Source organism: Novosphingobium sp. IK01 (genome assembly GCF_033242265.1).
GTDB lineage: Bacteria > Pseudomonadota > Alphaproteobacteria > Sphingomonadales > Sphingomonadaceae > Novosphingobium > Novosphingobium pituita.
Map to the genome: position 1 here is coordinate 421,914 of NZ_BTFW01000001.1, position 20,359 is coordinate 442,272.

The 20,359-nt window shown below is 65.8% G+C and carries 16 protein-coding genes; 1 reads left to right on the top strand and 15 read right to left on the bottom strand.

From position 1 onward, the window contains the following. Window positions 1-15: 15 nt before the first annotated feature. A complete protein-coding gene (locus SBI20_RS01980; protein WP_317973461.1) occupies window positions 16-2,286 on the bottom strand; it encodes a 3-hydroxyacyl-CoA dehydrogenase/enoyl-CoA hydratase family protein in 2,271 nt (756 codons plus the stop codon). Window positions 2,287-2,313: 27 nt separating this feature from the next. Beyond that, on the bottom strand, window positions 2,314-3,993 hold the full coding sequence (locus SBI20_RS01985) for an electron transfer flavoprotein-ubiquinone oxidoreductase (protein ID WP_317973462.1): 1,680 nt from the start codon (window positions 3,991-3,993) through the stop codon (window positions 2,314-2,316). Between the two features lie 327 nt (window positions 3,994-4,320). On the opposite strand from SBI20_RS01985, the gene SBI20_RS01990 reads away from it, so the two are divergent. Continuing rightward, the gene (locus tag SBI20_RS01990) at window positions 4,321-5,214 is read left to right on the top strand and encodes a LysR family transcriptional regulator (protein ID WP_317973463.1); all 894 of its coding nucleotides are present in this window, start codon (window positions 4,321-4,323) and stop codon (window positions 5,212-5,214) included. Between the two features lie 281 nt (window positions 5,215-5,495). On the opposite strand, the gene SBI20_RS01995 is transcribed toward SBI20_RS01990, so the two are convergent. The 13 genes from SBI20_RS01995 to SBI20_RS02055 all read right to left on the bottom strand — a co-directional run bounded on the left by SBI20_RS01995 (window position 5,496) and on the right by SBI20_RS02055 (window position 20,211). Beyond that, the gene (locus SBI20_RS01995; RefSeq protein WP_317973464.1) at window positions 5,496-8,144 is read right to left on the bottom strand and encodes a DUF5695 domain-containing protein; all 2,649 of its coding nucleotides are present in this window, start codon (window positions 8,142-8,144) and stop codon (window positions 5,496-5,498) included. Between the two features lie 14 nt (window positions 8,145-8,158). Further along, complete coding sequence (locus SBI20_RS02000; protein WP_317973465.1) at window positions 8,159-8,284, bottom strand: hypothetical protein; 126 nt, start codon at window positions 8,282-8,284, stop codon at window positions 8,159-8,161. Window positions 8,285-8,342: 58 nt separating this feature from the next. After that, a complete protein-coding gene (locus SBI20_RS02005; RefSeq protein ID WP_317973466.1) occupies window positions 8,343-8,474 on the bottom strand; it encodes a hypothetical protein in 132 nt (43 codons plus the stop codon). Window positions 8,475-8,659: 185 nt separating this feature from the next. After that, window positions 8,660-11,206 (bottom strand): TonB-dependent receptor plug domain-containing protein, encoded by a 2,547-nt coding sequence (locus tag SBI20_RS02010; RefSeq protein WP_317973467.1) that lies wholly within the window; start codon window positions 11,204-11,206, stop codon window positions 8,660-8,662. A 141-nt stretch (window positions 11,207-11,347) separates the two neighbouring features. Then, window positions 11,348-12,352, bottom strand: a complete 1,005-nt coding sequence (locus tag SBI20_RS02015; protein WP_317973468.1) for an ABC transporter substrate-binding protein — start codon at window positions 12,350-12,352, stop codon at window positions 11,348-11,350. 228 nt (window positions 12,353-12,580) lie between these two features. After that, a complete protein-coding gene (locus SBI20_RS02020) occupies window positions 12,581-13,117 on the bottom strand; it encodes a thermonuclease family protein (RefSeq protein ID WP_317973469.1) in 537 nt (178 codons plus the stop codon). Between the two features lie 432 nt (window positions 13,118-13,549). Then, window positions 13,550-15,100 (bottom strand): beta-propeller fold lactonase family protein, encoded by a 1,551-nt coding sequence (locus SBI20_RS02025; protein ID WP_317973470.1) that lies wholly within the window; start codon window positions 15,098-15,100, stop codon window positions 13,550-13,552. After that, window positions 15,097-15,498 carry a c-type cytochrome gene (locus tag SBI20_RS02030; protein ID WP_317973471.1) on the bottom strand — a complete coding sequence of 134 codons (402 nt, stop codon included), beginning with the start codon at window positions 15,496-15,498 and terminating at the stop codon, window positions 15,097-15,099. Before SBI20_RS02030 ends, SBI20_RS02025 begins: the two co-directional genes overlap by 4 nt. A gap of 41 nt (window positions 15,499-15,539) precedes the next feature. After that, window positions 15,540-15,893 (bottom strand): hypothetical protein, encoded by a 354-nt coding sequence (locus SBI20_RS02035; protein WP_317973472.1) that lies wholly within the window; start codon window positions 15,891-15,893, stop codon window positions 15,540-15,542. A gap of 8 nt (window positions 15,894-15,901) precedes the next feature. Beyond that, on the bottom strand, window positions 15,902-16,741 hold the full coding sequence (locus SBI20_RS02040) for a quinoprotein dehydrogenase-associated putative ABC transporter substrate-binding protein (protein ID WP_317973473.1): 840 nt from the start codon (window positions 16,739-16,741) through the stop codon (window positions 15,902-15,904). Further along, the gene (locus tag SBI20_RS02045) at window positions 16,726-17,187 is read right to left on the bottom strand and encodes a c-type cytochrome (RefSeq protein WP_317973474.1); all 462 of its coding nucleotides are present in this window, start codon (window positions 17,185-17,187) and stop codon (window positions 16,726-16,728) included. Before SBI20_RS02045 ends, SBI20_RS02040 begins: the two co-directional genes overlap by 16 nt. Window positions 17,188-17,288: 101 nt before the next feature. Then, complete coding sequence (locus SBI20_RS02050; protein ID WP_317973475.1) at window positions 17,289-19,043, bottom strand: methanol/ethanol family PQQ-dependent dehydrogenase; 1,755 nt, start codon at window positions 19,041-19,043, stop codon at window positions 17,289-17,291. A 244-nt stretch (window positions 19,044-19,287) separates the two neighbouring features. Then, window positions 19,288-20,211, bottom strand: a complete 924-nt coding sequence (locus SBI20_RS02055; RefSeq protein WP_317973476.1) for a LysR family transcriptional regulator — start codon at window positions 20,209-20,211, stop codon at window positions 19,288-19,290. Window positions 20,212-20,359: the final 148 nt, after the last annotated feature.

The following is a 20,359-nucleotide window of genomic DNA, read 5'->3' on the forward strand; positions in this document are numbered from 1 at the left end:
CGTGCGGCGCGGAAATCAGTTGCGAAGGGGCTTGCCGGTGCGCAGCATCGCATCGATGCGGGCCTGGCTCGCAGGGGTGAGGGCAAGGGCGACAAAGGCGCCCAGTGCGCGCTCCGTCACGGCTGCCTCGGGCAGGGTTGCCGGGCCAGCCAGCACTTGCGCGATGGCTTCGCCGATCACCGCATCGTGCGGCGCCAGCGTGGCGGCCAGGCTGGCGGCTTCGGCCTGAACCACGGCGGCATCGGGCAGGGTCACCGTGGCGCGCGCAGGCGTGGTGAAGCCGGGCACCATCGCCAGGGCGCGGGCCTTGGCATCGGCGATCAGGCGATCGCGGTTCATGGTGATGCCGTCGCTTTCGCGCAGGAAGCCCTTGGCCTTGGCGTCGAACGCGCTGGTCGAGGTCTGGGCGGGCAGCACGGTGTGCAGCGCGGCAAGGGCAGTCTTGGCCGCATCGCCATCGCGTTCCTGAAGGCGCACGAGAAGCTGGGTCAGACCAGCCCAGCCCGGCAGCAGGCCCACGCGCGGTTCGACCAGACCGATGCCGATTTCGGCATGGGCGACCACGGCATGGCAATGGAGCAGGACTTCGCAGCCACCGCCCAGCGCCGCGCCAAAGCCCGCACCCACGACCGGGATGGTGGCATCGCGCACGGTGTTGAACGCGGACAGACCAGCCTGGATGAAGGCGGCAAGGCCTTCTTCGTCACCGGCCTGGGCCATGCGCAGAACCCCGGCAAGGTCGGCGCCCGCGCTGAACACGGGGCCTTCGTTGCCGATGACCAGCGCCTTGAAGCGGGTCTGGGCAAGCGTCACCAGCTGGCCGACCGAAGCGATCAGGTCAGCGCTGAAGCTGTTCATCTTGCTGTGGAATTCGAGCAGGCCAACGCCATCGCCGATGTCCCACAGGCTGGCGGCGGAGGTGGCTTCGACGGGCTTTCCGGCCAGACGCAGCGCAGCGATCGAGATCACGCCCGCCGGGGTCGGGATCGGCGCATAGTCGATGGCGCCAGCGGCCGGAACCAGCACTTCGCTGCGGCCTTCGTGCACGCGGTAGAAACCGCCCTTGGCCGCCGCAGCAGCCAGCAGCGGGGGCACCGGTGCGCCGCTCTCTTCGAGGGTCTTGGCAAACCAGTCGGCGCCGATCCGGTCGATCAGTTCGAACGGACCGAACTTCCAGCCATAGCCCAGACGCATCGCTTCATCGACGAGGTCGGGACGGTCGGCGATTTCGGGCACCAGCGCGGCGGCATAGGCCAGCGTGCGCGACAGCACGGCCCAGGCATAGCGTCCGCCGGGCGCGGGATGGGCGAGCAGCGCGCGCGCATCGCCCTTGGCGTCGGTCAGGCTCTGGCAGGCGGCAGGCGCGGTGGGGCGGAATTCGCCCGAAACCAGATCGAGCGTTTCGCTGGTCTTGCGGTCCTTCGAGCGGCGATAGAAACCGCCGCCGCCCTTGCGGCCGGTCAGGCCACGGGCCAGCATGTCGGTCAGCAGCGGCGGTTCAGCCGGGGTAACCTGCACGGCGTCGGTGGCGGGCAGGGTGTGCTGGAGCGAGCGGATCAGGTTGGGCATCAGATCGTTGCCGATCAGGTCGTAGAGCCCGAAGATGCCGGTCTTGGGGAAGCCGAACACCTTGCCGATGGTCGCGTCGGCCACTTCGACGGGGATGCCCGCCTTGATCGCCTCGTCAAGACCCACGGCCAGCCAGTAGCAGCCGATGCGGTTGCCGATGAAACCGGGGGTATCCTTGCAGGGCACCACGCCCTTGCCCAGCCGCTCGTCGCAGAAATCGCGGATCGTGGCGGTGGTCGAAGCCAGTGTGCGCGGACCGCTCACCAGTTCGAGCAGGCGCATGTGGCGCGGCGGGTTGAAGAAGTGGGCGATCAGGAAGTTGCCCGCGAACGCGTCGGAGAACGGCGAGAGCAGGTCGTGAAGCGGAATGGTCGAGGTGTTCGAGGACACGATGGCCGTGGGCTTGCGCACCTTGTCGATGGCAGAGAACAGCGCATGCTTGATGTCCAGCCGTTCGGCCACGGCTTCGATGATCCAGTCGCAATCGGCCAGCAGGCCGATGTCCGCACCGGTCGAGCCGGTGGTGATGCGCTGGGCAAATTCGGGCATCATGAACCCGCCAGCCTTCAGCTGGCGTTCCACCCCGCCCTTGGCAACCGCTGCATCCAGATCGAGCAGCACAACTTCCAGGCCTGCATTGGCCAGATGGGCAGCAATGCCCGAACCCATCGTACCCGCACCGATAACCGCGGCTTTACGAATAATGACGTCACTCACGTTGACGATCCTTTCCTGGGGGGAACTTTACATATTCGGATAGTTGGGGCCGCCGCCGCCTTCAGGCGGTACCCAGGTGATGTTCTGGGCCGGGTCCTTGATGTCGCAGGTCTTGCAGTGGACGCAGTTCTGCGAATTGATCACGAAGCGGGGGCTGCTCTTGGTTGCCTCGTCGTCGTAGACGACCTCGTAGACGCCTGCCGGGCAATAGAGCCGGGCCGGTTCGCCAAAGACGGGCAGGTTCATTTCGATCGGAACCGCCGGGTTGGTCAGCCGCAAGTGGCAGGGCTGGTCCTCGGCATGGTTGGTGTTCGAAAGGAAGACCGAGGAAAGACGGTCGAACGTCAGCACGCCGTCGGGCTTGGGATAGGTGATGGGCGTGACTTGCGCGATCGGCGTCAGGCAGGCGCTGTCGGGCTTGCCATGGGCGAGCGTGCCGAACGGCGACTTGCCCAGAAGCTGGTTGCACCACATGTCGGCGCCGCCCAGCATGATGCCCAGCGGCATTCCGTACTTGGCCCAGAGCGGCTTGACGTTGCGCACCGGCTTGAGATCCTGGCCGATCGCCGAGGTGCGCCAGCCTTCCTCATAGGCAAGGGGTTCGCTGCGCGGCTTGCCGCTGGCCAGTTCGGCCACCACCGCATCGGCGGCCTGAATCCCCGAGAGGATCGCGTTGTGCGAGCCCTTGATGCGCGGCACGTTGACGAAACCGGCCGAGCAGCCGAGCAGCGCGCCACCCGGGAAGGTGAGCCGGGGCACCGACTGCCACCCGCCTTCGGTCAGTGCGCGCGCGCCATAGGCGATGCGCTTGCCGCCCGCGAAGGTGTCGCGGATCGCCGGGTGCGTCTTGAAACGCTGGAATTCCTCGAACGGCGAGAGCGTCGGGTTGGAATAGTTGAGGTGGACGACAAAGCCGACCGCAACCAGATTCTCGTCGAAGTGATAGAGGAACGAACCGCCCCCGGTGCTCCGGTCGAGCGGCCAGCCGAAGCTGTGCTGGACGAGGCCTTCCTGAAAACGGGCCGGGTCGATCTGCCACAGTTCCTTGATGCCGATGCCGAACTTCTGGAAGTCGGATCCTTCATCAAGGTCGAAGTGGGCAATGGCCTGCTTGCTGAGCGAGCCGCGCGCGCCTTCGGCAAGAAGTGTATAGGTTGCGCGCAGTTCCATGCCGCGCACGAAATCGGCGCGCGGAACGCCGTTCCGGTCGATACCCATGTCGCCCGTGGCCACGCCCACGACCTTGCCGTCTTCAAGCAGCAATTCCGAAGCGGCAAATCCGGGGAAGATTTCGACGCCGAGCTCTTCGGCGCGGGCCGCCAGGAAGCGGGTGACATTGCCCAGCGAGCCGATGAAATTGCCATGGTTGTCGAGCAATTTCGGCATCATCGCGGCAGGAAGGCCATGGGATCCGGTCTGGGTGAGATAGAGGAACCGGTCTTCCTTTACGCGGGTGTGCAAAGGACAGTCCGGGTGGTTGCGCCAGTCGGGCAGCAGGCTGTCGAGACCGATCGGATCGACCACCACGCCCGAGAGGATATGGGCGCCGACTTCCGAGCCCTTTTCCACGACCACGACCGAAACGTCGCGATTGTCACGGGCAGCGGCCTGGCGGATGCGGATCGCGGCGGCCAGCCCGGCAGGGCCTGCACCCACGATCACGACATCGAATTCCATCGTTTCGCGTTGAGGAAGTGACTCGCTCATTTGTTCTTACCTGTTTGTGGCGAGGAATGGTGAGTTGTGGCGAGGAATTGGGGGGTGACAGGCCCTCCGAAGGGCTGGGTTGCAATGAAATCGATTGTCACCAAGGCGCGGAAGCCATCCAGGTTCCGACGTCGGGAGGCGGCCATTCCGTGGCGCCGCCAATTTCCGTCATCCTGGTAATAAGATGATGGTTTCATTGTATTATTCTCTTTAGTTCGGTAAGGGGCTGACTAGGCCTCCCTCCGTTCTCCACGGGGCGTCGCTAGTCCTTTGCCTTGGGGCAGGCAATTGCCTTGACATTACAAGACTTATACATATTCCGAACAAATGGCTCCCCTAGTCGAAGCGCTCCAGTGGTTCATTCGCGTGGCCGAATGTGGTTCCTTTTCCGCCGTCGCGCGCGAGGCGATGACCAGTCAGGTCATGGTCGGGCGAAGGATCAGCATGCTGGAGGCCCATTTCCATGTCGTGCTGCTGCGCCGCTCGACCCGAGGCCTTGCCCTGACCGAGGATGGCGTTGCCTTCCTCAGCCATGCCCGCCGCATCGTGCGCGAGTTCGAGGCGATGGAGGCCGATCTTCATAGCAGCGAACGCGGCTATGCCGGGCATGTGCGGGTTGGCACGACCAACACTTTCGGCTGCCATCTGGCCCGCAAGCTGCCCGAATTCCATCTCCACCATCCGGGCATCACCGTCGAGATGCTGCTGGGCGATGGCTTCGTCCATCTGGTCGAGGACGGGCTGGACCTTGCGATGCGCACGGGGCAGGTGAACGAGACCACGGTGGTGGCCAAGCATCTGGGTGACGTGCCGCGCTACATGGTTGCTTCCCCGTCCTATCTCGAACGGTGCGGTACACCGCAATCTGTCGAAGACCTTCAGTTCCACGATTGTGCGCTGTTCAGCTATGGCACCACGCGGCAGGTCTGGACGATCAATGGCGAGCCGGTGCGGGTTTCGGGCTCCTCGCGCACCAACAGCACTCTGGCCTTGCAAGAAGCCGTCCGCAATGGCGGGGGGATCAGCCTGTTCGCCTATTTCCAGGTCGAGGACGACATCCGAACAGGCCGTCTGGTGCGCGTCCTGCCCGAGGCCGAGGTCGAGCCGGTGCCTTTCTACGTGACCTACCCGGCCCGCCAGACCCTGCCCGCCCGCACGCGCATGGTGATGAACTGGATCATCAGCGAGGCCGAATCGCTGATCGGCAAGGCCCGCCGCTGATCCTTCCAAGGCTTGCGCGAGCGGGCTTTACAGATGGGCTCTGGCGCGGCCTACGCTGTCCCTGACGTTCTGCCAGGCCGGCCTGTCCGATGCGAAGCGCTGGCGGACATAAGTCACGATGTCGGCGACCTGCTCGTCCGACAGGGCCGGGGCGCACCAGGCCGCTCTGCGTCTACCCCGCGCAAGTCACCTACACGGGGACAGGCAACATCGAGAAGGCTTCCAGCTTTACCTGCCGATAGAGCGTGTTTCCGGGGCGCGCGCCCGTCCGGTCCGGTTCGTCAGGTTCGGCGGGCGCGCAGTCTGGTCGATGTGCTGTTGGCGGCGATGGGGATCGTGAACCGGCCTGGCGCATGCTTGTCCGGCGCGTGTCTGGTTGCCGTGCCGTCGGGTGTCGACAGGTTCCAGGGGCTCGCCGTGCCCGATGCCAGCGACAGGCGCAGGGTGCGGGCAGGGCCGGGGGGATGGTCGATGACAGCCTCCCATGTGTCGAGGCCGGGGCCCAGAACGAGCGGCGCCTCACCCGACAGGCGGCCCCCGTCGTGGATTTCCAGATCCATCCGCGCGCCTTCAAGCCGCGCATGGAAACGCCTGCGCACGCCGTCGCGGGGATGGACATGCAGGCGCTCGCCCACCACTTCCAGCTCTCCGCCCAGCGCGATCCGCCCGAAGATGTCGTCATCGACCAGCGTCGTGCGCGCCGCGCGCAGGCCGCCACAAAAGCCGAGGTCGATCTCGCACGAATAGTACCACGCGCCATGGTGATGGGGCTGGTCCAGCCAGGTCTTGCCAAGGGCCGCCGGTTCGAAGCCCCCCGCCGCGCCGCCATCGTTGGCCGGGCCCGGATACCAGTATCCATGGCCGCTTTCGGGCGTGCCGCTGTTCAGGAGGGCCCAGCTGCTCAGGGCCGAGGCATGGCCGAGGCGGAGCAGGGCGCGCGGGTCGGCCACGTCGTGGAGCGCATGGTCGAGGATCGCCCAGCCGCCCATCTGGGCCATGTAGCTGAGGGTATAGGCGTCCCCTGCCTGCGCGCGATAGTCGGAGCCCAGATAGTAATAGGCGGGCTGGAGCCAGCCCCGGCAGAACAGGTTTGAGGCCATCTGGCGCCGGTTGAAGGCCTGCGCCTGTGCGGCAGGGAAGCGTCCGGGCCGGTCGAGGGCATAGCGGGCAAAGGCCTGGGTGGATTCAAAACCGGTGGAATCGAACGCATATTCCGAGGCGTAGAGATCCTCCACCGCGCTCACGAAGTGATGGACCTTGTGGTCCCAGAACGCGGCAAGGCTGTCGGCCCGCTCGTCCTGTCCCTCGTCACGCAAGGCGTCGATCACATCGGGAATGACCAGTTCGTTGTAGAAGCCGGTCGTGTTGGCATCCCAGTCCGCGATGGCCTTGGGGATGACGAACATGGCCATCGCCGTGCCATGGGCGCGTTCCAGATAGGTCGCGGCGGACAGGCGGGTGCGGATGCCGGGATGGTCGCGGGCAATCCGGTACATGGCCAGATACATCAGCGTGATGTGCGGATAGTCGTAGACCCGCCAGTAATGCTTCTGTCCGCGCGGGCCGGGGTCGGCGCTCGTGCGGTTGTGGTGCCAGTCGGGGATGCCATAGATCGCGTAAGCGTCGCTTTCCCGCGTCGAGCGCTGGAGGCCACCCCAGACGAAATGCTCGATATAGTCGTCGAGCGCGCCGACTTCGGACTGGACCGGATATTCGGCATTCTTGGCGGCCAAAAAGGCCGGCTTCGACAGGCCCGGATCGTCGCAGGTGACCTCGTAGATCCGCCAGCCGGTGATGCGATCATAGGCCTCGGGGCCGAGCAGGGTCTGGCTTTCCATGTTCCATTCGGCCAGCAGCCCGTCATACCATTTCGACGGGTCGCGATACCGGTGCGCGGCGATGAAGGCGCCCCGCTTGGCGATCATCGTCTCGACCGCCTCGGTCACGAAGAATTCGAGCGTGGTGAGGCCGCCGTCCTCCTGCTCAACGGTAATCTGGTTTTCGCCCAGCCGGTCGAAGCGCAGGGCGTGGATCTGCCGCCCGGCCCGCGCCGTGGCGCCTGCGATCCGGGTCTGCGCAGGATGCTCGGCGCGCAGGGCCTTGACGGGAATGCGCGAGGCAAACGCGATCTTCACCTCGCTGCCCACCGGAACGGTCATCCCCGGCACGACTTCGACATCGAGCAGGCCATGGTCGGCCAGCGTGTGGCGCATGGCCTGATCGCCCTCGACGAACAGGAAGCGCACGCCCATCTCGCGGCTTTCGCCCGCAGGGATGGTCAGGCTGCTGGCGGGCAGGCGCCAGCGCGATCCGGCAGCCCTGACCGCCTCCACCTGCCGCGCGGCATGGAAATAGACCCGGTAGAGGTCAGGGCTGTCTTCCGGGCAGTCCCAGTATTCGAGGCTGGTGCCCGCCTCGGGCAGCATGGTCAGCCATGGCCCGCGCAAGTCCTTGCGCTTCCAGAACAGGTGCGAGGATTTGCCCGCAATGAAACTGTGCTTGAGCAGGCCATCGGGGTCTTGCCCGGCAGCATGGATCATGTTGACTGGCAAGGGCAGGGCTACGTCGCCAAATTCGACCCTATGGCCGGTTTCGTTGCTGATCCGGACCAGCAGCTTCATGGCCGGGCCCTCGGCCAGAATGCGGCAGGTCACCGTCAGTCCCGGCGCGATGACATAGCGCACGGCGATGCCCTGACCGGGCAGTTCCCCGATCACGCCATCGAGGTCTGCCGTGTCGAACGGAACCCACGCACTTTCCGCCCCGCTGCGCCATGCACCCGCAAGATTACCCAGACGCCCGCCCGCATGGAGCAGATCGCCCGGCGCCCGGTGAGCAGCATCGTCACTGGCATCGCGCAGGCTGGTGATCCGCCCATTGTCGAGCCCCACCACGAAAGCCGAACCGGGCAAGGCCAGTGTCCGGGTCACCTTGCGCGTCCCCGTCACCGCGCCCCCGGCCGCGCCATGCACAAGGCCAGCACCGCCAGACTGCTGCCAAGCATCCCGCGCCGGTCAACGCCAGCCAGACCAGCCGGGGGCATGGTCCGAAAGCGGATGCCCTTGTTCATGATGTCCCCTTTTTTGCCCTGATTGCCCATTTCATATTTAGTATACGATATTCCGCAATCAAAAAAGGGGCGCCATCGCCGAGAGCAGCGTGAGCGGCTCTGTCCCGCGCGAGGGGCGGTGGCGGACGGTAGCGGCGATGCTGCCACCATGATGGATACCCTCGGCGGTGAGGAACAGGGCCAGATGCATGGGGGGAGCCATCCTCTTTCAGAGCCCGACCCAAAAGTCGGGCGGCGGAGGTTTGGCGAGGGATTTTGGGTCACCACAAGGAGGCTGAGAGCCCAGCGATGCTGGAAGCATCGTGGCGAACAGCCGACGCCGTGGTGGCACAAAAGACCCGCCAAACCGACCCGAAGGACTTTTGGGTCGGGCTCTCAGATCTTCACCGAAACGCGGCCATAGTAGAAGCCGCCCGACAGCCCGAACGGCGCGAAATTGCCATAGGCGCCCGAACCGTCGTAGCCGATGGCCCCGTTCTTCTGCGGATAGACGTCGAACAGGTTGTTGGCCCCCGCCGACAGGGTGATCCGCTTCGTCAGGTCGTAGCCCAGTTCGAGGTCGGTCACCCATTTGGCACCGAATGTGCGGTCGCCCGAGGGGACGTTGCTGGACTCGGTATAGGAGCCATAGCGGGTGAGGCGCAGCAGGGCATGGGCGGGGCCGCGCGACCAGTCGCTGCTGAGCACGATCTTGTCGTGGGGGAGGGCCACGACGAGGTCGCGCTGGGCCTGTCGCCCGAACAGGGTGACGTTGAGCGAAGCCAGTTGCGCGGGGTTGGCGGCCACGCGCAGGATGGCGGTCTTGTTGTAGCTGTAGGCCGCGCTCAGGCGAAAGGTGCCCAGCGTGCCCGTGCGCAAGGTATAGTCGGCCACGGCATCGATGCCGCGCGTGCGGGTGTCGATGGCATTGGTGAAGAACTGCGCGCTGTCGACGCCGGTAACCCCGTTGGCGAGCAGGATGGCGCGGATCGCGCTGCCCCCGTTCGATGAAGTGCCGAGGAATTCGGTTTTCACGATGCGGTCGTCGACCCGGATCTGATAGACATCGACCGTGAGGTTGAGCGCGCCGTGCTGGTAGGTGAAACCGGCGGTGTAGCTGAGCGATTTTTCCGGCTTGAGCGCGCGTGCGCCCAGCGCGAGGGCCGCCGCGCTGTCGACGGGCAGGAATTTCGAGACGGTGACGGTCGGCGTGCTGCCGATGATCGTCGAGGTGTTCTGGGTGGTCGAGAAGCCGGTCTGGGCCAGCGAAGGCGCGCGAAAGCCCGAATTGACCCCGCCGCGCAGGGCAAAGCCGCTGCCCAGGTCATAGCGGGTCGAGACCTTGCCGCTCAGCGTGTTGCCCGCGCTGTCGTCATAGTGCTCGAAGCGCCCGGCCAGCCCCACATACCAGCGGGAGGTGACGTTGGTCGAGATGTCGGCATAGGCGGCAAAGTTGTTGCGGCTGAGCGCGGCGGCGTCGGCCGGCGAGGTGCCGGTGAACGAGACCAGCCCCGGCGAAGGATAGAGCCCGCCATAGAGCTGGCCAAAGGGCGTGCCATCAGACGGGATCTGGTAGCCGCCGTTGCGGTAGCTGTCGGGCTCGCCGGCCTTGCTCTGGAATTTTTCCCAGCGATGCTCGAAGCCGACGGCCACCGTCAGCGGCTTGGCCAGGCCGATGTCATAGTCGTGGGTGAGGTCGAGGTTGTTGACCCACAGGCTCTGGATCTGCCTGCCCATGTAAAAGCTGGTGGGGCTGGTCGGTCCGATCGAGGGATTGAGCGTGTTTTCCGCCCCCAGCCAGACCGAATCGCGCCCGAACGAACTGCTCGCGTCCCAGTCCCACCCGGCCAGTTGCCCGCGTGCCCCCAGCGCGATCTGGAAATCGCGTTCGCTGATGCGCCGGTAGGCCTGGAACCCGGTGGGATAGAGCTCGGACAGGACCGAGGAGCCCAGCACATTGGCCTGTCCGCCATAGCCGGTGGGCGAGGGGATATAGGCGCCGCGCGCGTCCTTGATGTCGCGATAGCTGAAAGTCGAGAAGCTGTAGAGCGTGACCGCCCCGACCGGCAGTTCGGCGTCATACGAGCTGTTGACGATCACGTCGCGGTTGGAGCGGCCATAGCCGCCCGCGTAGACATGGTCGACCGTGCTCTCGCGCGGGTCGGGCTGGCCGTTCACGCGCGGGAGGATATAGGGCACCGGTTCGGCCGAGCTGTTCGCGCGGTCGTGGAACTTGGCCTCGGTGGCGAAATGGATGAAGCCGCCATCACCCAGCTTGAACCCGTAATCGGCGCCGAGCTGGTAGAGCCGCGCGCCCTTGGAATAGAACTGGCCGCCGGTGAACGCAATATTCCCTCCCGTGCGGCTCTTGTCGAGGATGATGTTGATCACCCCCGAGATCGCGTCCGAGCCATATTGCGCGGCGGCCCCGTCGCGCAGCACCTCGATATGGCCCACCGCGTTGGTCGGGATCAGGTCGATGTCGACCGGGGTGGAGCCGCCCGACACGCGCGAGAGGTTGTTGATCAGCGAGGTGGTGTGCCGCCGCTTGCCGTTGACGAGGACCAGCACATAGTCGCCCGAAAGCCCCCGGATCGAGATCGGCTTGACGCTGGCCGAGGTGCCCCCGCCGCCCAGCGCGGGCATGGTGAGCGAAGGCACGAGGTTGCCCAGGATCTCCTTGAGGCCGGTGCGCCCGGTCTGCTGGAGCGACTTGGCATCGATCACGTCGATCGGCACCGGGCTGTCGGCCAGGGTACGGCCCTGCTGGCTGCGCGTGCCGGTCACGACGATGGCAGGGCCCTGCTCTGCCGGGCCCTGTTCGGCAGGCGCGGCCTCCACATCGGGGGAAGTGGGTATGTTGGCCGGGGCGGCGGGCGTCTCGGCCAGGGCGGGCATGGCGAAACTGGCCGCGCCCGAGAGAAGAAATGCGAAACGGTTCATGGCTTGCCCCCTGCAAAGCGGACGCACGGCCCCTCGCGCCCCGGAAAACGGGGCGGGTCCGGCGTCGTCAAAAATGGCGGAAATACGGGTGAGGAAAGGTGGGGCGGTCAGGCCGCCCCCGAACGGTCAGTCTGTGATCCGTCAGGGCGCCTTCGAGGCCGCCCCGGCGAGCAGCGGGTGATAGGCCTGTTCGAGCGGCCTGTTCCCGCGCAGCGCCCCGGCGGAACGGAAATGGGCGACTACATCCTTTTGCCCGGCCTGCAACGTGGCATCGATGGGCACACGCACCATGGCCTGATGCTCGATGAAATAGAGGGCGATGGGTTCTGGCAGCCCGGTCTCGCGGGACAGAACTTTCGCGTAGTCCCGAGGGTGGGTCTTGGCCCACAGATAGGCATCGGCCTCGCGGCGCAGGAAATCGGCCAGAAGCGCGGGCTTGTCCTGCACGGCCCGGTCGCTGGCGATGTCGAAGGCATAGCTGTCGAAATAGTCCGCGCCATCGGCCAGGATACGGGCTCCGGTGGCCAGCGCAGTCGGCACATAGGGTTGCCAGGTCGACCAGGCATCGACCGCGCCGCTGTCGAAGGCGGCCTTGGCGTCGGAGGGCGAGAGAAAGACGATCTTCACGTCATCGGGCTTGAGCCCGTTGGCTTCCAGCACGCGCAGCAGGGTGTAGTGCCCGATGGAGCCTTGCCCGGTGGCGATGCGCTTGCCCCGCAGATCGGCGGCACGGCGCAGCGGCGAGCCTCGCGGCACGAGCACGGCCAGCGATCCGTGTGGGCGCGGACGGGCCGAGAGCGCCGCCACGGCCTTGATCGGCTGTCCGTTCTGATAGGCGAACTGGAACGGCGCATCGCTCGCCATGCCCAGATCGACCGCCCCGGCGCCAATGGCTTCAAGCAGGTTCTGCGCAGCCGGGAACTCCGACCACTCGACACGATAGGGCGCCCCGTCGAGCGCGCCCGAAGCCAGCATCAGGGCCTTGGTCCCCCCGCGCTGGCTGCCGACCGCGAGCACCGGGCGCGACGATCCGCCGCGTGCGGCCAGCGCCCAGATGCCGAGGGCGGCCACCAGTACAACGGCAAGTCCGATCAGCCAGACCGACAGGCCGGAATGCCCGCGTCGGTCTCCAGATACGATGCTCATTGCGCTGCGCGGTCTGCCCGGCCCCGGATGCCGGAGGGCGGAACGGCGGGCGTACCCGTGACCGGGCCAGTGACTGGGCCAGTGGCTGTAGTGGACATGATCGCTTCCCCGATTGGTCTCGTTGGCCGAAAAAGACCGAAAAGAGCCGCAGGGAACAAGGTTGAATTCCAAATGTGCCGATTGAATATGGTGATAGGTCGGCTGGTCTTCGGGTCGGGAGGGTAGGGGTTACAGGGTGTCTTGTGCCTGTTCCGGGCAAAGGCTCGCCACGCGGTGCTGGTTGTCCCAGCGGGGCTTGTAGATTGCCAGCCCGGCCTTGAGTTGGCCGCACGACAGATCGCCCGCCGAGCCGCTCACCGTAGCCAGCGTGCGGCCATAGCGGTCGGTGCCCATGCGGTGAATGGTGAGGTTGCCATCGAGCGCGGCTGCCAGATGGCGCTGCGAGGCGAAGGGATCGCCCGGCGCGCAGACGCGGCTGCCATGGCAGTGACCGGGCATTTCGGGGGCGTCGATCCCCAGCAGGCGGATGCGCTCGCTGCCACACCGCAAGGTGTCCCCATCGACCGCGCGGCAGGCGCCCAACTTCGTGCCACCCAGTTCCGCTTTGTCCGCTCCGGGAGCAGGCAGCTCCGGCGCAGAGCGCTCGGGCGCGATTTGCCGGTGCAGGAAAGACAGCAGATCGGGCCGCAGAAGCGCGCTTCCGCCTCCCAGTGCCACGATCGCCGCGAGCACCAGAAGCGAGGGATTGCGCGTCGTTTTCTTCATGTCGGTCCTGTCGTCAGAGCGCCGGTCCATTACCGCCCGCCTGCTTTGCGCAGCCCATTTTCAGGTTTTATCAGAAAGATAAACCCGTGTTTGGCCATTCCGCGGGCCAGGGCTCCGGGTTTCTGTGGAGATTTCGGCAAGAGGGGCAGATGCGAATTTTCCCGGCCTCGGCTGCCACAACCGCACCGCACCATGCCGGTTTTGCGGCATAGCCTTGAATTCACTGATTCAAATGGTGGGGCCATCCGGCTGCCTCGAGGACCGGGCACGAGGCGCGCGACGCTAAGGTTGCCGGATTGCGGTAGGCGAATGTCGGTTGTGGTCAGAAATGCGTGGTCGAAGCGGCCACGCGGCAGATGGAAAACTTTATCTACGCAACGGGTTGCTTGCACTCTGGTGGCTCGGATGCTGTCGATAGCATCGTACGCTTCATCAGCGGGTGGGCACGGCGATAATTCCCCATGGCCCGCCCGGCGAGGCGATCTTGCCGACCACGCGCATCGTGCGCAAGTCGACCACGGTGATATCCTCGCCCGGCCCATTGGCGGTGTAGCCCGTGGTGCCGTCGGGCGAGAGGGCCAGGCCCCAGGGCCTTTCGCCCACGCTGGCCGCTGCCAGAACCGGAGCCTGTGCGCGCGCGTCGGTGGTGTCGATCTTGAGCATCTTGCCCCCGCGTCCGGTGGTCACATAGACCGTGCCGTCCGCTACGGGGCCGGCCTTGACACTCATCGGGCGCTCCTCGGGGGCGAGGTGGATCGTGCGCAGGACGCGCGGGGTCTTGCCCGTGCTCAGGATCGTGAGCGAGGCGTCGAATTCGCCCCCGACCACGGCCCGGCCATCAGGCAGGAACGCGCTGCTGCGCGGTTGCTGGCCGACGGGAAGCGTGGCTGCAATCGTTTGCGCGCCCGACGCGGAAAAATGGACCAGGCTTACCGCATTGTCCTCTTCCGAGGTCGCCAGCAGGCTGCGGCCATCGGGCGCGAGGTTCACCCCTTCGGGCTGGCGCCCCACCGCGAGGCGGGAGAGCACGCGCCCTTGCGTGTCGAGGGTCAGCAGTTCCCCGGCGTCCTCGCTCGACACAAAAAGGCGCGCGCCGTCCGGGCTGATCGCGATCTGCTCGGGGTCGGACACCCCGCGCAGCGTGCGCACGACCTTGCGCGTCGCCAGATCGACCACGGCAATGCCATCGGCGGCCTTGTCGGGCGGGGGCAGGGTGCTCTCGTCCACCCCCGGCCCGCCGATGGGCGAGCCGCTGACCGCGACATAGAGCGTGCGATGGTCGGGGCTGGCCACCAGCCCGCGCGGGCGCTTGCCGATGGCGATGCGCCCGATCTCGACCTGTCGCGCGGGATCGAGAATGCTGACCTCGCCCGCCAGTTCGTTGGTGGCATAGACCAGATAGCCCGCATCGCTGGCCAGCACGCCCGCAGCATTGCGCGCGGCGGCCAGCAGCACGCCAAGGCGCCGGGTGATCGCGCCGGGAATGCTGCACATCGTGGGCAGCAGGCGCTGGCGGTCCTCGAAGATCGTGGTGTCCCAGCGGATCTGCTCTTGCAAGTCGGCGTTTTGCTGCGCGGTATCGGTCTGGCGATAGCCCGCCTCGATCCGCGCGGCGAGCTGGGCCTGCCGGACATTGAACCGGCCGATCCCCCCGGTCACGAGGCGCAGTTCGGCCCCTTGCGTGTCGATCAAGGCCGAGCCGAGCAGGGCCATGGCCTCGGCAGGCGCACTTTGTCGTGCGGCAAAGGCGGTGAGGCGGGTGACGGCTTCGCCCTCGGGCATGGCGCGCCGGGCGATGGCGGTGGCGAGGTTCACGATGGCCGGATCCCCGCGCCAGTCGGCCCGATAGCGCGCGCCGCTCCACAGCCACGAGGCATCGGGCACCGCCGGGGCCGGGGTGCCGCAGGGCCATCCCGTTTCCGCTCTCGCTTCGGGCGCGGCTGCAAGCATCGCCAGCAGCAGGGCCGCGCAGGCCCCCTTCATTTCAGGGTGGCCAGATAGGCGATCAGGTTGGCGCGGTCGGTGGGCGAGGGCAGGCCGCCGAAGATCATCCGCACCCCCGGCACTTTCTGGCGCGGATTGGCCAGATAGGCATCGAGTTCGGCGGGCGTCCATGTCAGGCCGCTGTCTTTGAGCGCGGGGGAATAGGCAAAGCCGGGCTCAACCCCGGCCTTGCGCCCCACCACGCCATGGAGGCTGGGGCCCATGCGGTTTTCGCCGGGCTTGACCGAATGACAGGCTGCACAGCGCGCAAACAGGCTCTTGCCCGCCACCGGATCGCCCTGGGCCATCGCCGGGGCAGGGATTTCGAGCATGGCGAGCGCGGCCAGCGCGATCAGCAAGGGGGCTGCAAAGCCACCGAAAGTCTGGGGGGAAGGCATCGATCTCTCCTCGTTTTTATGTTTTTCCGTTGGGATGCAGGTCAGAAGCAGCGGAAATCAGCCTCCACCTGCGCCGCGCGCAGCTTTTGCGCCATGGCCCGCAATTGCGGCACATCGGCAAAGAGCGCGGCCCGCTCCCCGCCCTGACCGCGCATGGCGATCACGGTCTGGGCCTTCACATAGTCGTCGTAGGGCAGGACCGAGGCGATCGTGTCCATGCTGCACGAACAGCGGCGCAGCGCATCCTGTGTCTGGCCATTGGCGGCCATGCATCCGATGACATAATCGGCCAGAGCCTCGGTCGGATAGCCTGTCGACGAAGGCGGCGAAGCAGGGGGGGCAGGAGCCGGGGGCGGGGTGGCGACTGCAACCGCAGCAAGGGTGGAAAGAAGCATGGCCGGGATCATGGCTGGGCCTCGCTTTCGAGGGGGAGCAGCGGGACATGGGCGTCTTGCAGAATGGCCGCGATGTCCTGCCGGTGGGTGTTGAGGAAAGTTTCAACCCGCGCGCGCCAGGCCGGTTCGCCCTTGCGCACGGCCATGGCAATGCCAAAGCCCATCTGCACGCCGTCCTGTGTCTCGCCCAGCGTCTTCATGGTCAGTTCGCCGGGATGGAGCCCGACCTGATAGGCGGCGACCGGCCCCCACATGACGGCCACGTCGATGCGGTTGTCGAGCAGGTCCTGCACCATGAGCCGCCCGATCGAACTGATCCGGCTGTCGACGACGAGGTCATAGGCGCGCAGCATGTCGGCCAGGCCGCGCCTGACCAGCACGTCGCCGGGCGGGGTGCGTGCCTGTGCGCCGATCCGCTTGCCTGCCAGCGCCGGATCGTCGAGCCCGCCGAGCGCGAGATGGTCGGCACGGCGGGTGACGAGCGCAAACGTCGAGCGGTAATAGGGCACGGTCGGCTGGGCCATGTCCATTTCGGCAGGCGCGCCGATCACGAGGTCGCACGCCCGCGCATTGAGCGTGCGGCGGTAGAACCCCATCGTGTTGGGAAACCAGGTGTAGCGCACCGGAACCCCCAGATCGCGGGCAAACAGCGCGGCGATGCGGTTTTCAAACCCTGCCCTGTCATGATCGGAAAAGGGCAGCGCCGCCGGATCGGCACAGACGCGCAAGGCGGCATGGTCGACGATCTCGACCACTTGCGCGTGGGCCTGTGGCGAAGCTGCCAGCCCGCCGAGCCCCGCACCCAGCCCCACCGCCGCCGCCGCTGCTGTCCTCAGACGCCCATGCACGAGGCTTCGGCCTCCGCCACGTCCTTGGGCTTGGTCGGCGTCACCGCCGGGCGGCCCCGGTCCATCGTCCCGTCCGATCGGGCCTTGAGATAGGTATAGATGTCCTCGATGTAGCACATCACGTTGGGATCGAGCCCGAAGGCGGGCATCGTGAGGTTGCTGTCCTTCTTGCCGTTGACCACGGTGTTGAGGAACTGGTCGTGGTCGAGCGTCTTGAGCGAGTTGACGAGGTTGGGGGCGAACGTACCGCCAAGGCCGTCGGGGCCGTGGCAGGTTGCGCAATTGCCATGATAGCGCTTCCACCCGCTGAAGGCTGCCCATGAAACGGGGGCGGCGGCAGAGGCGGAAGGGGCGGGCGCAGGCTCCTGCTGGGCACTGGCCGCACTCGTCGCGAAAAGCAGGGCAGCGGCGGCCAGAGCCGCACCGCGCCCGTTGAACTGGATCATCTCGATCTCCCGATCGTCGTGTTTTTATTGGGGGGGAAAGGGCCGGGGGAGGAAGCGCCGGGCGCTTCCGTCCCCCGGCAGGTACGCGCGCGCGGGTTCTTTTAGGGAACCTCGAACACGGTGAGCGTCCCGCCCAGATTGGTATATTGCGACAGGCTGCGATAGGCGCCGACCGCACCCAGCCCCTCGTTGGCCCCGGTCAGCCCGGCGGCCATGCCGATGGCGGCCCATCCGCCAACACCCGAGAGCACCGCGACATATTGCTTGCCGCCATGGCTGTAGGTGCTGACATTGCCGATGATGCCCGAGGGGGTCTTGAACTTGTAGAGTTCGGTCCCCGTCTTGGCGTCAACCGCCTTGAAGTAGCCGTCCATCGTTCCGTAGAAGACAACGCCGCCCGCCGTCGCGAGGGGGCCGCTCCAGACCGAGAAGGGTTCTTTCACCTCCCACGCGGCCTTTTGCGCGATGGGGTCCCAGGCCACGAAGCGCCCGAGGTTGCTTTCCCCCTTGGGCGGATACATCGAAAGCGTCGCCCCGACATAGGGCGAGCCGGCGACATAGGCGACCTTGGTCGGCTCGTAGTCCATGCAGACATGGTTGCCCGGAATGTAGAACAGGCCGGTCTGCGGGCTGTAGGACACCGGCTGCTGGTCCTTCGAGCCGAGGGCGGCGGGGCAGATGTTCCTGGTGGTCACGTCCTCGCCGGTCTTCTCGGTCGAATAGGCCGCCACGCGCACCGGCTCGCCGGTCTTGAGGTCGATGGAGGAAGCCCAGTTGACCGCCGGATCATACTTTTCCGCGCCCAGCAAAGCCCCGCTCACGCGGTCGAGCACATAGGCAAAGCCGTTGCGGTCGAAGTGGACGAGCAGCTTGCGCATCTTGCCCTGCCATTCGCGGTCGACCAGCACCATCTCGTTGACGCCGTCATAGTCCCACTCGTCGTGGGGGGTCATCTGGTAGACCCATTTTGCCATGCCGGTCTTGAGGTCGCGGGCCCAGATCGTCATCGACCAGCGGTTGTTGCCGGGGCGCTGGACAGGGTTCCAGGTGCCCGGATTGCCCGATCCGTAATAGATCGTCTGGGTGTCGGGATCATAGCTGGTCCAGCCCCAGGTGGTGCCGCCCCCGCGCTTCCACTGGTCGCCCTTCCAGCCGACGATGCCCGAATCCTTGCCCACGGGCTTGCCCAGAACGGTCGTCTTCTGGCCGTCCATCAGCGTGTCGCTGTCGGGCCCTTGCGAATAGGCGCGCCAAGCCAGCTTGCCGCTGGCCATGTCATAGGCGGCCAGATTGCCGCGTACGCCGAATTCGCCGCCGCTGTTGCCGATGATCACATAGTTGCCAGCAATCGCCGGGGCGCCGGTGCCGGTCTCGCCGGTGGCCGGATCGCCATCCTTGGCCTGCCAGACGACCTTGCCGGTCTTCGCGTCGAGGGCGACGAGCGTGGTATCGGCCTGATGGAGGAAGATCTTGCCAGCGCCATAGGCCACCCCGCGGTTGACCGTGTCGCAGCACATCACGCCGATCACGTTGCTGTCCTGCCGGGGTTCATAGCTCCACAGGATGGTGCCGTTGTGGTTCAGGTCGAGCGCGAAGACCTTGTTGGGGAAGGGCGTGTGGACATACATGATGTCGCCCACGACCAGCGGCCCGCCTTCGTGGCCGCGCAGCACGCCGGTGGAGAATGTCCAGGCCACGCGCAAGTTGGGAGCATTGGTGGTGTTGATCTGGGAAAGCGTACTGTAACGAGTACTGCTGTAATTCCCTAGCGGCATTACCCAGTGGTCCGGGTTTTTCTGCAAGGTGAGAAGTTCGTCATTTGCGTATGATGTCGAGTTGACACACGCAAAGATCATCGATGCGGCGCACAAAGTGCCCAGCTTCCGCAGGTTTCGCAATGTTCCTCTCCGTTATTATATTTGATGTTATTGTTTTTAACGTTCCGAGTCCTTGCTTGCATAAGCCTACTCTCAACGCCGCACAATGCCCTCACGCGGAACAGTCCGTTCCACACCGGACGCGTGCGCGATGGTCGTGAAGCCCCTTTTCGGGGAGCCGGGCATGGCAGAAGACGTGGTTCCGGGGCGGGCCGGCGGGGGCCTATCCGGCCAGGAGTCCGGGCAATTTGGTCTTCAGCAGGCGGACGAACTGGGTCACCTTGGGGCTGAGGTGGCGACGGCTGGGATAGACCGCCCAGATCGGTTCGACCGGGGCCGTATGGTCTTCCAAAACGGAAACGAGGCGGCCCGTTCGCAGCGCATCAAGAACATAGAAATCAGGGAGTTGGCAAAGGCCCATGCCATCAAGCGCGGCGGCCAGAACGACCTGTCCACTGTTGCAGCGCCAGCGTCCGGCAGGCTTGTAGATCACTTCGTGGGCGGTGTTTTCGGGGGTGTTCCCGGAGAAATGCCAGAGGGGAGAGGTGCCCACCAGCAGGTCGTGCCGGTCGAGCGCTTCGAGCGTTTCGGGTGTGCCTGCGCGGGCCAGATAGGCAGGCGCGGCGCACGTGTAGAGCCGTCTTTCCGCGATGCGCGTGGCGATTAGCGAGGACGTGGGCAAATGGCCTGTTCGCACCGCCAGATCATAGCCTTCGCCGACCAGATCGACGACCCGGTTGGTCAGGTCCAGATGGATGCGAACCTTGGGGAAACGGCGCCCGAACGTGCGCGCGAGAGGGGCGATAAAGCGCTCTCCAAGGGCTGTCGAACAGGTAATCGCGAATTCGCCCTGGGGGTCTCCCTGCTCGCTGACGATGTCGATGGCTTCATCTCTGTTCGAGACAAGTTTTTGGCATTGTTCGAAAAACAACTCGCCAGCGGCAGTCAGCCGAACCGTGCGGGTGGTGCGGTTGAACAGGCGCACCTGCAAGCGGTCTTCCAGCGCGGCGATGGTCCGGCTCATGTGGGTGCGCGAGAGGTGCAGCGTGTTGGCCGCCGCAACAAACGAGCCCGACGCGGCAACGGCCACGAATTCGTCAATCCCATCCCAGCTGTTCATCGATTGCACCGCAGTTGAAACAATCAATTTCTTTCCTGTAGATTATACCACTGCGTCTTCATTGCCAGCCCAAAAGCGCGAAGCGGCCATTTTCGATCAGACACCCGGATGCGGGGGCATGTCGGGGATTGTCGCCCCATATGGTGCAATCAGTTGCGCTTTGACGCGATTAACA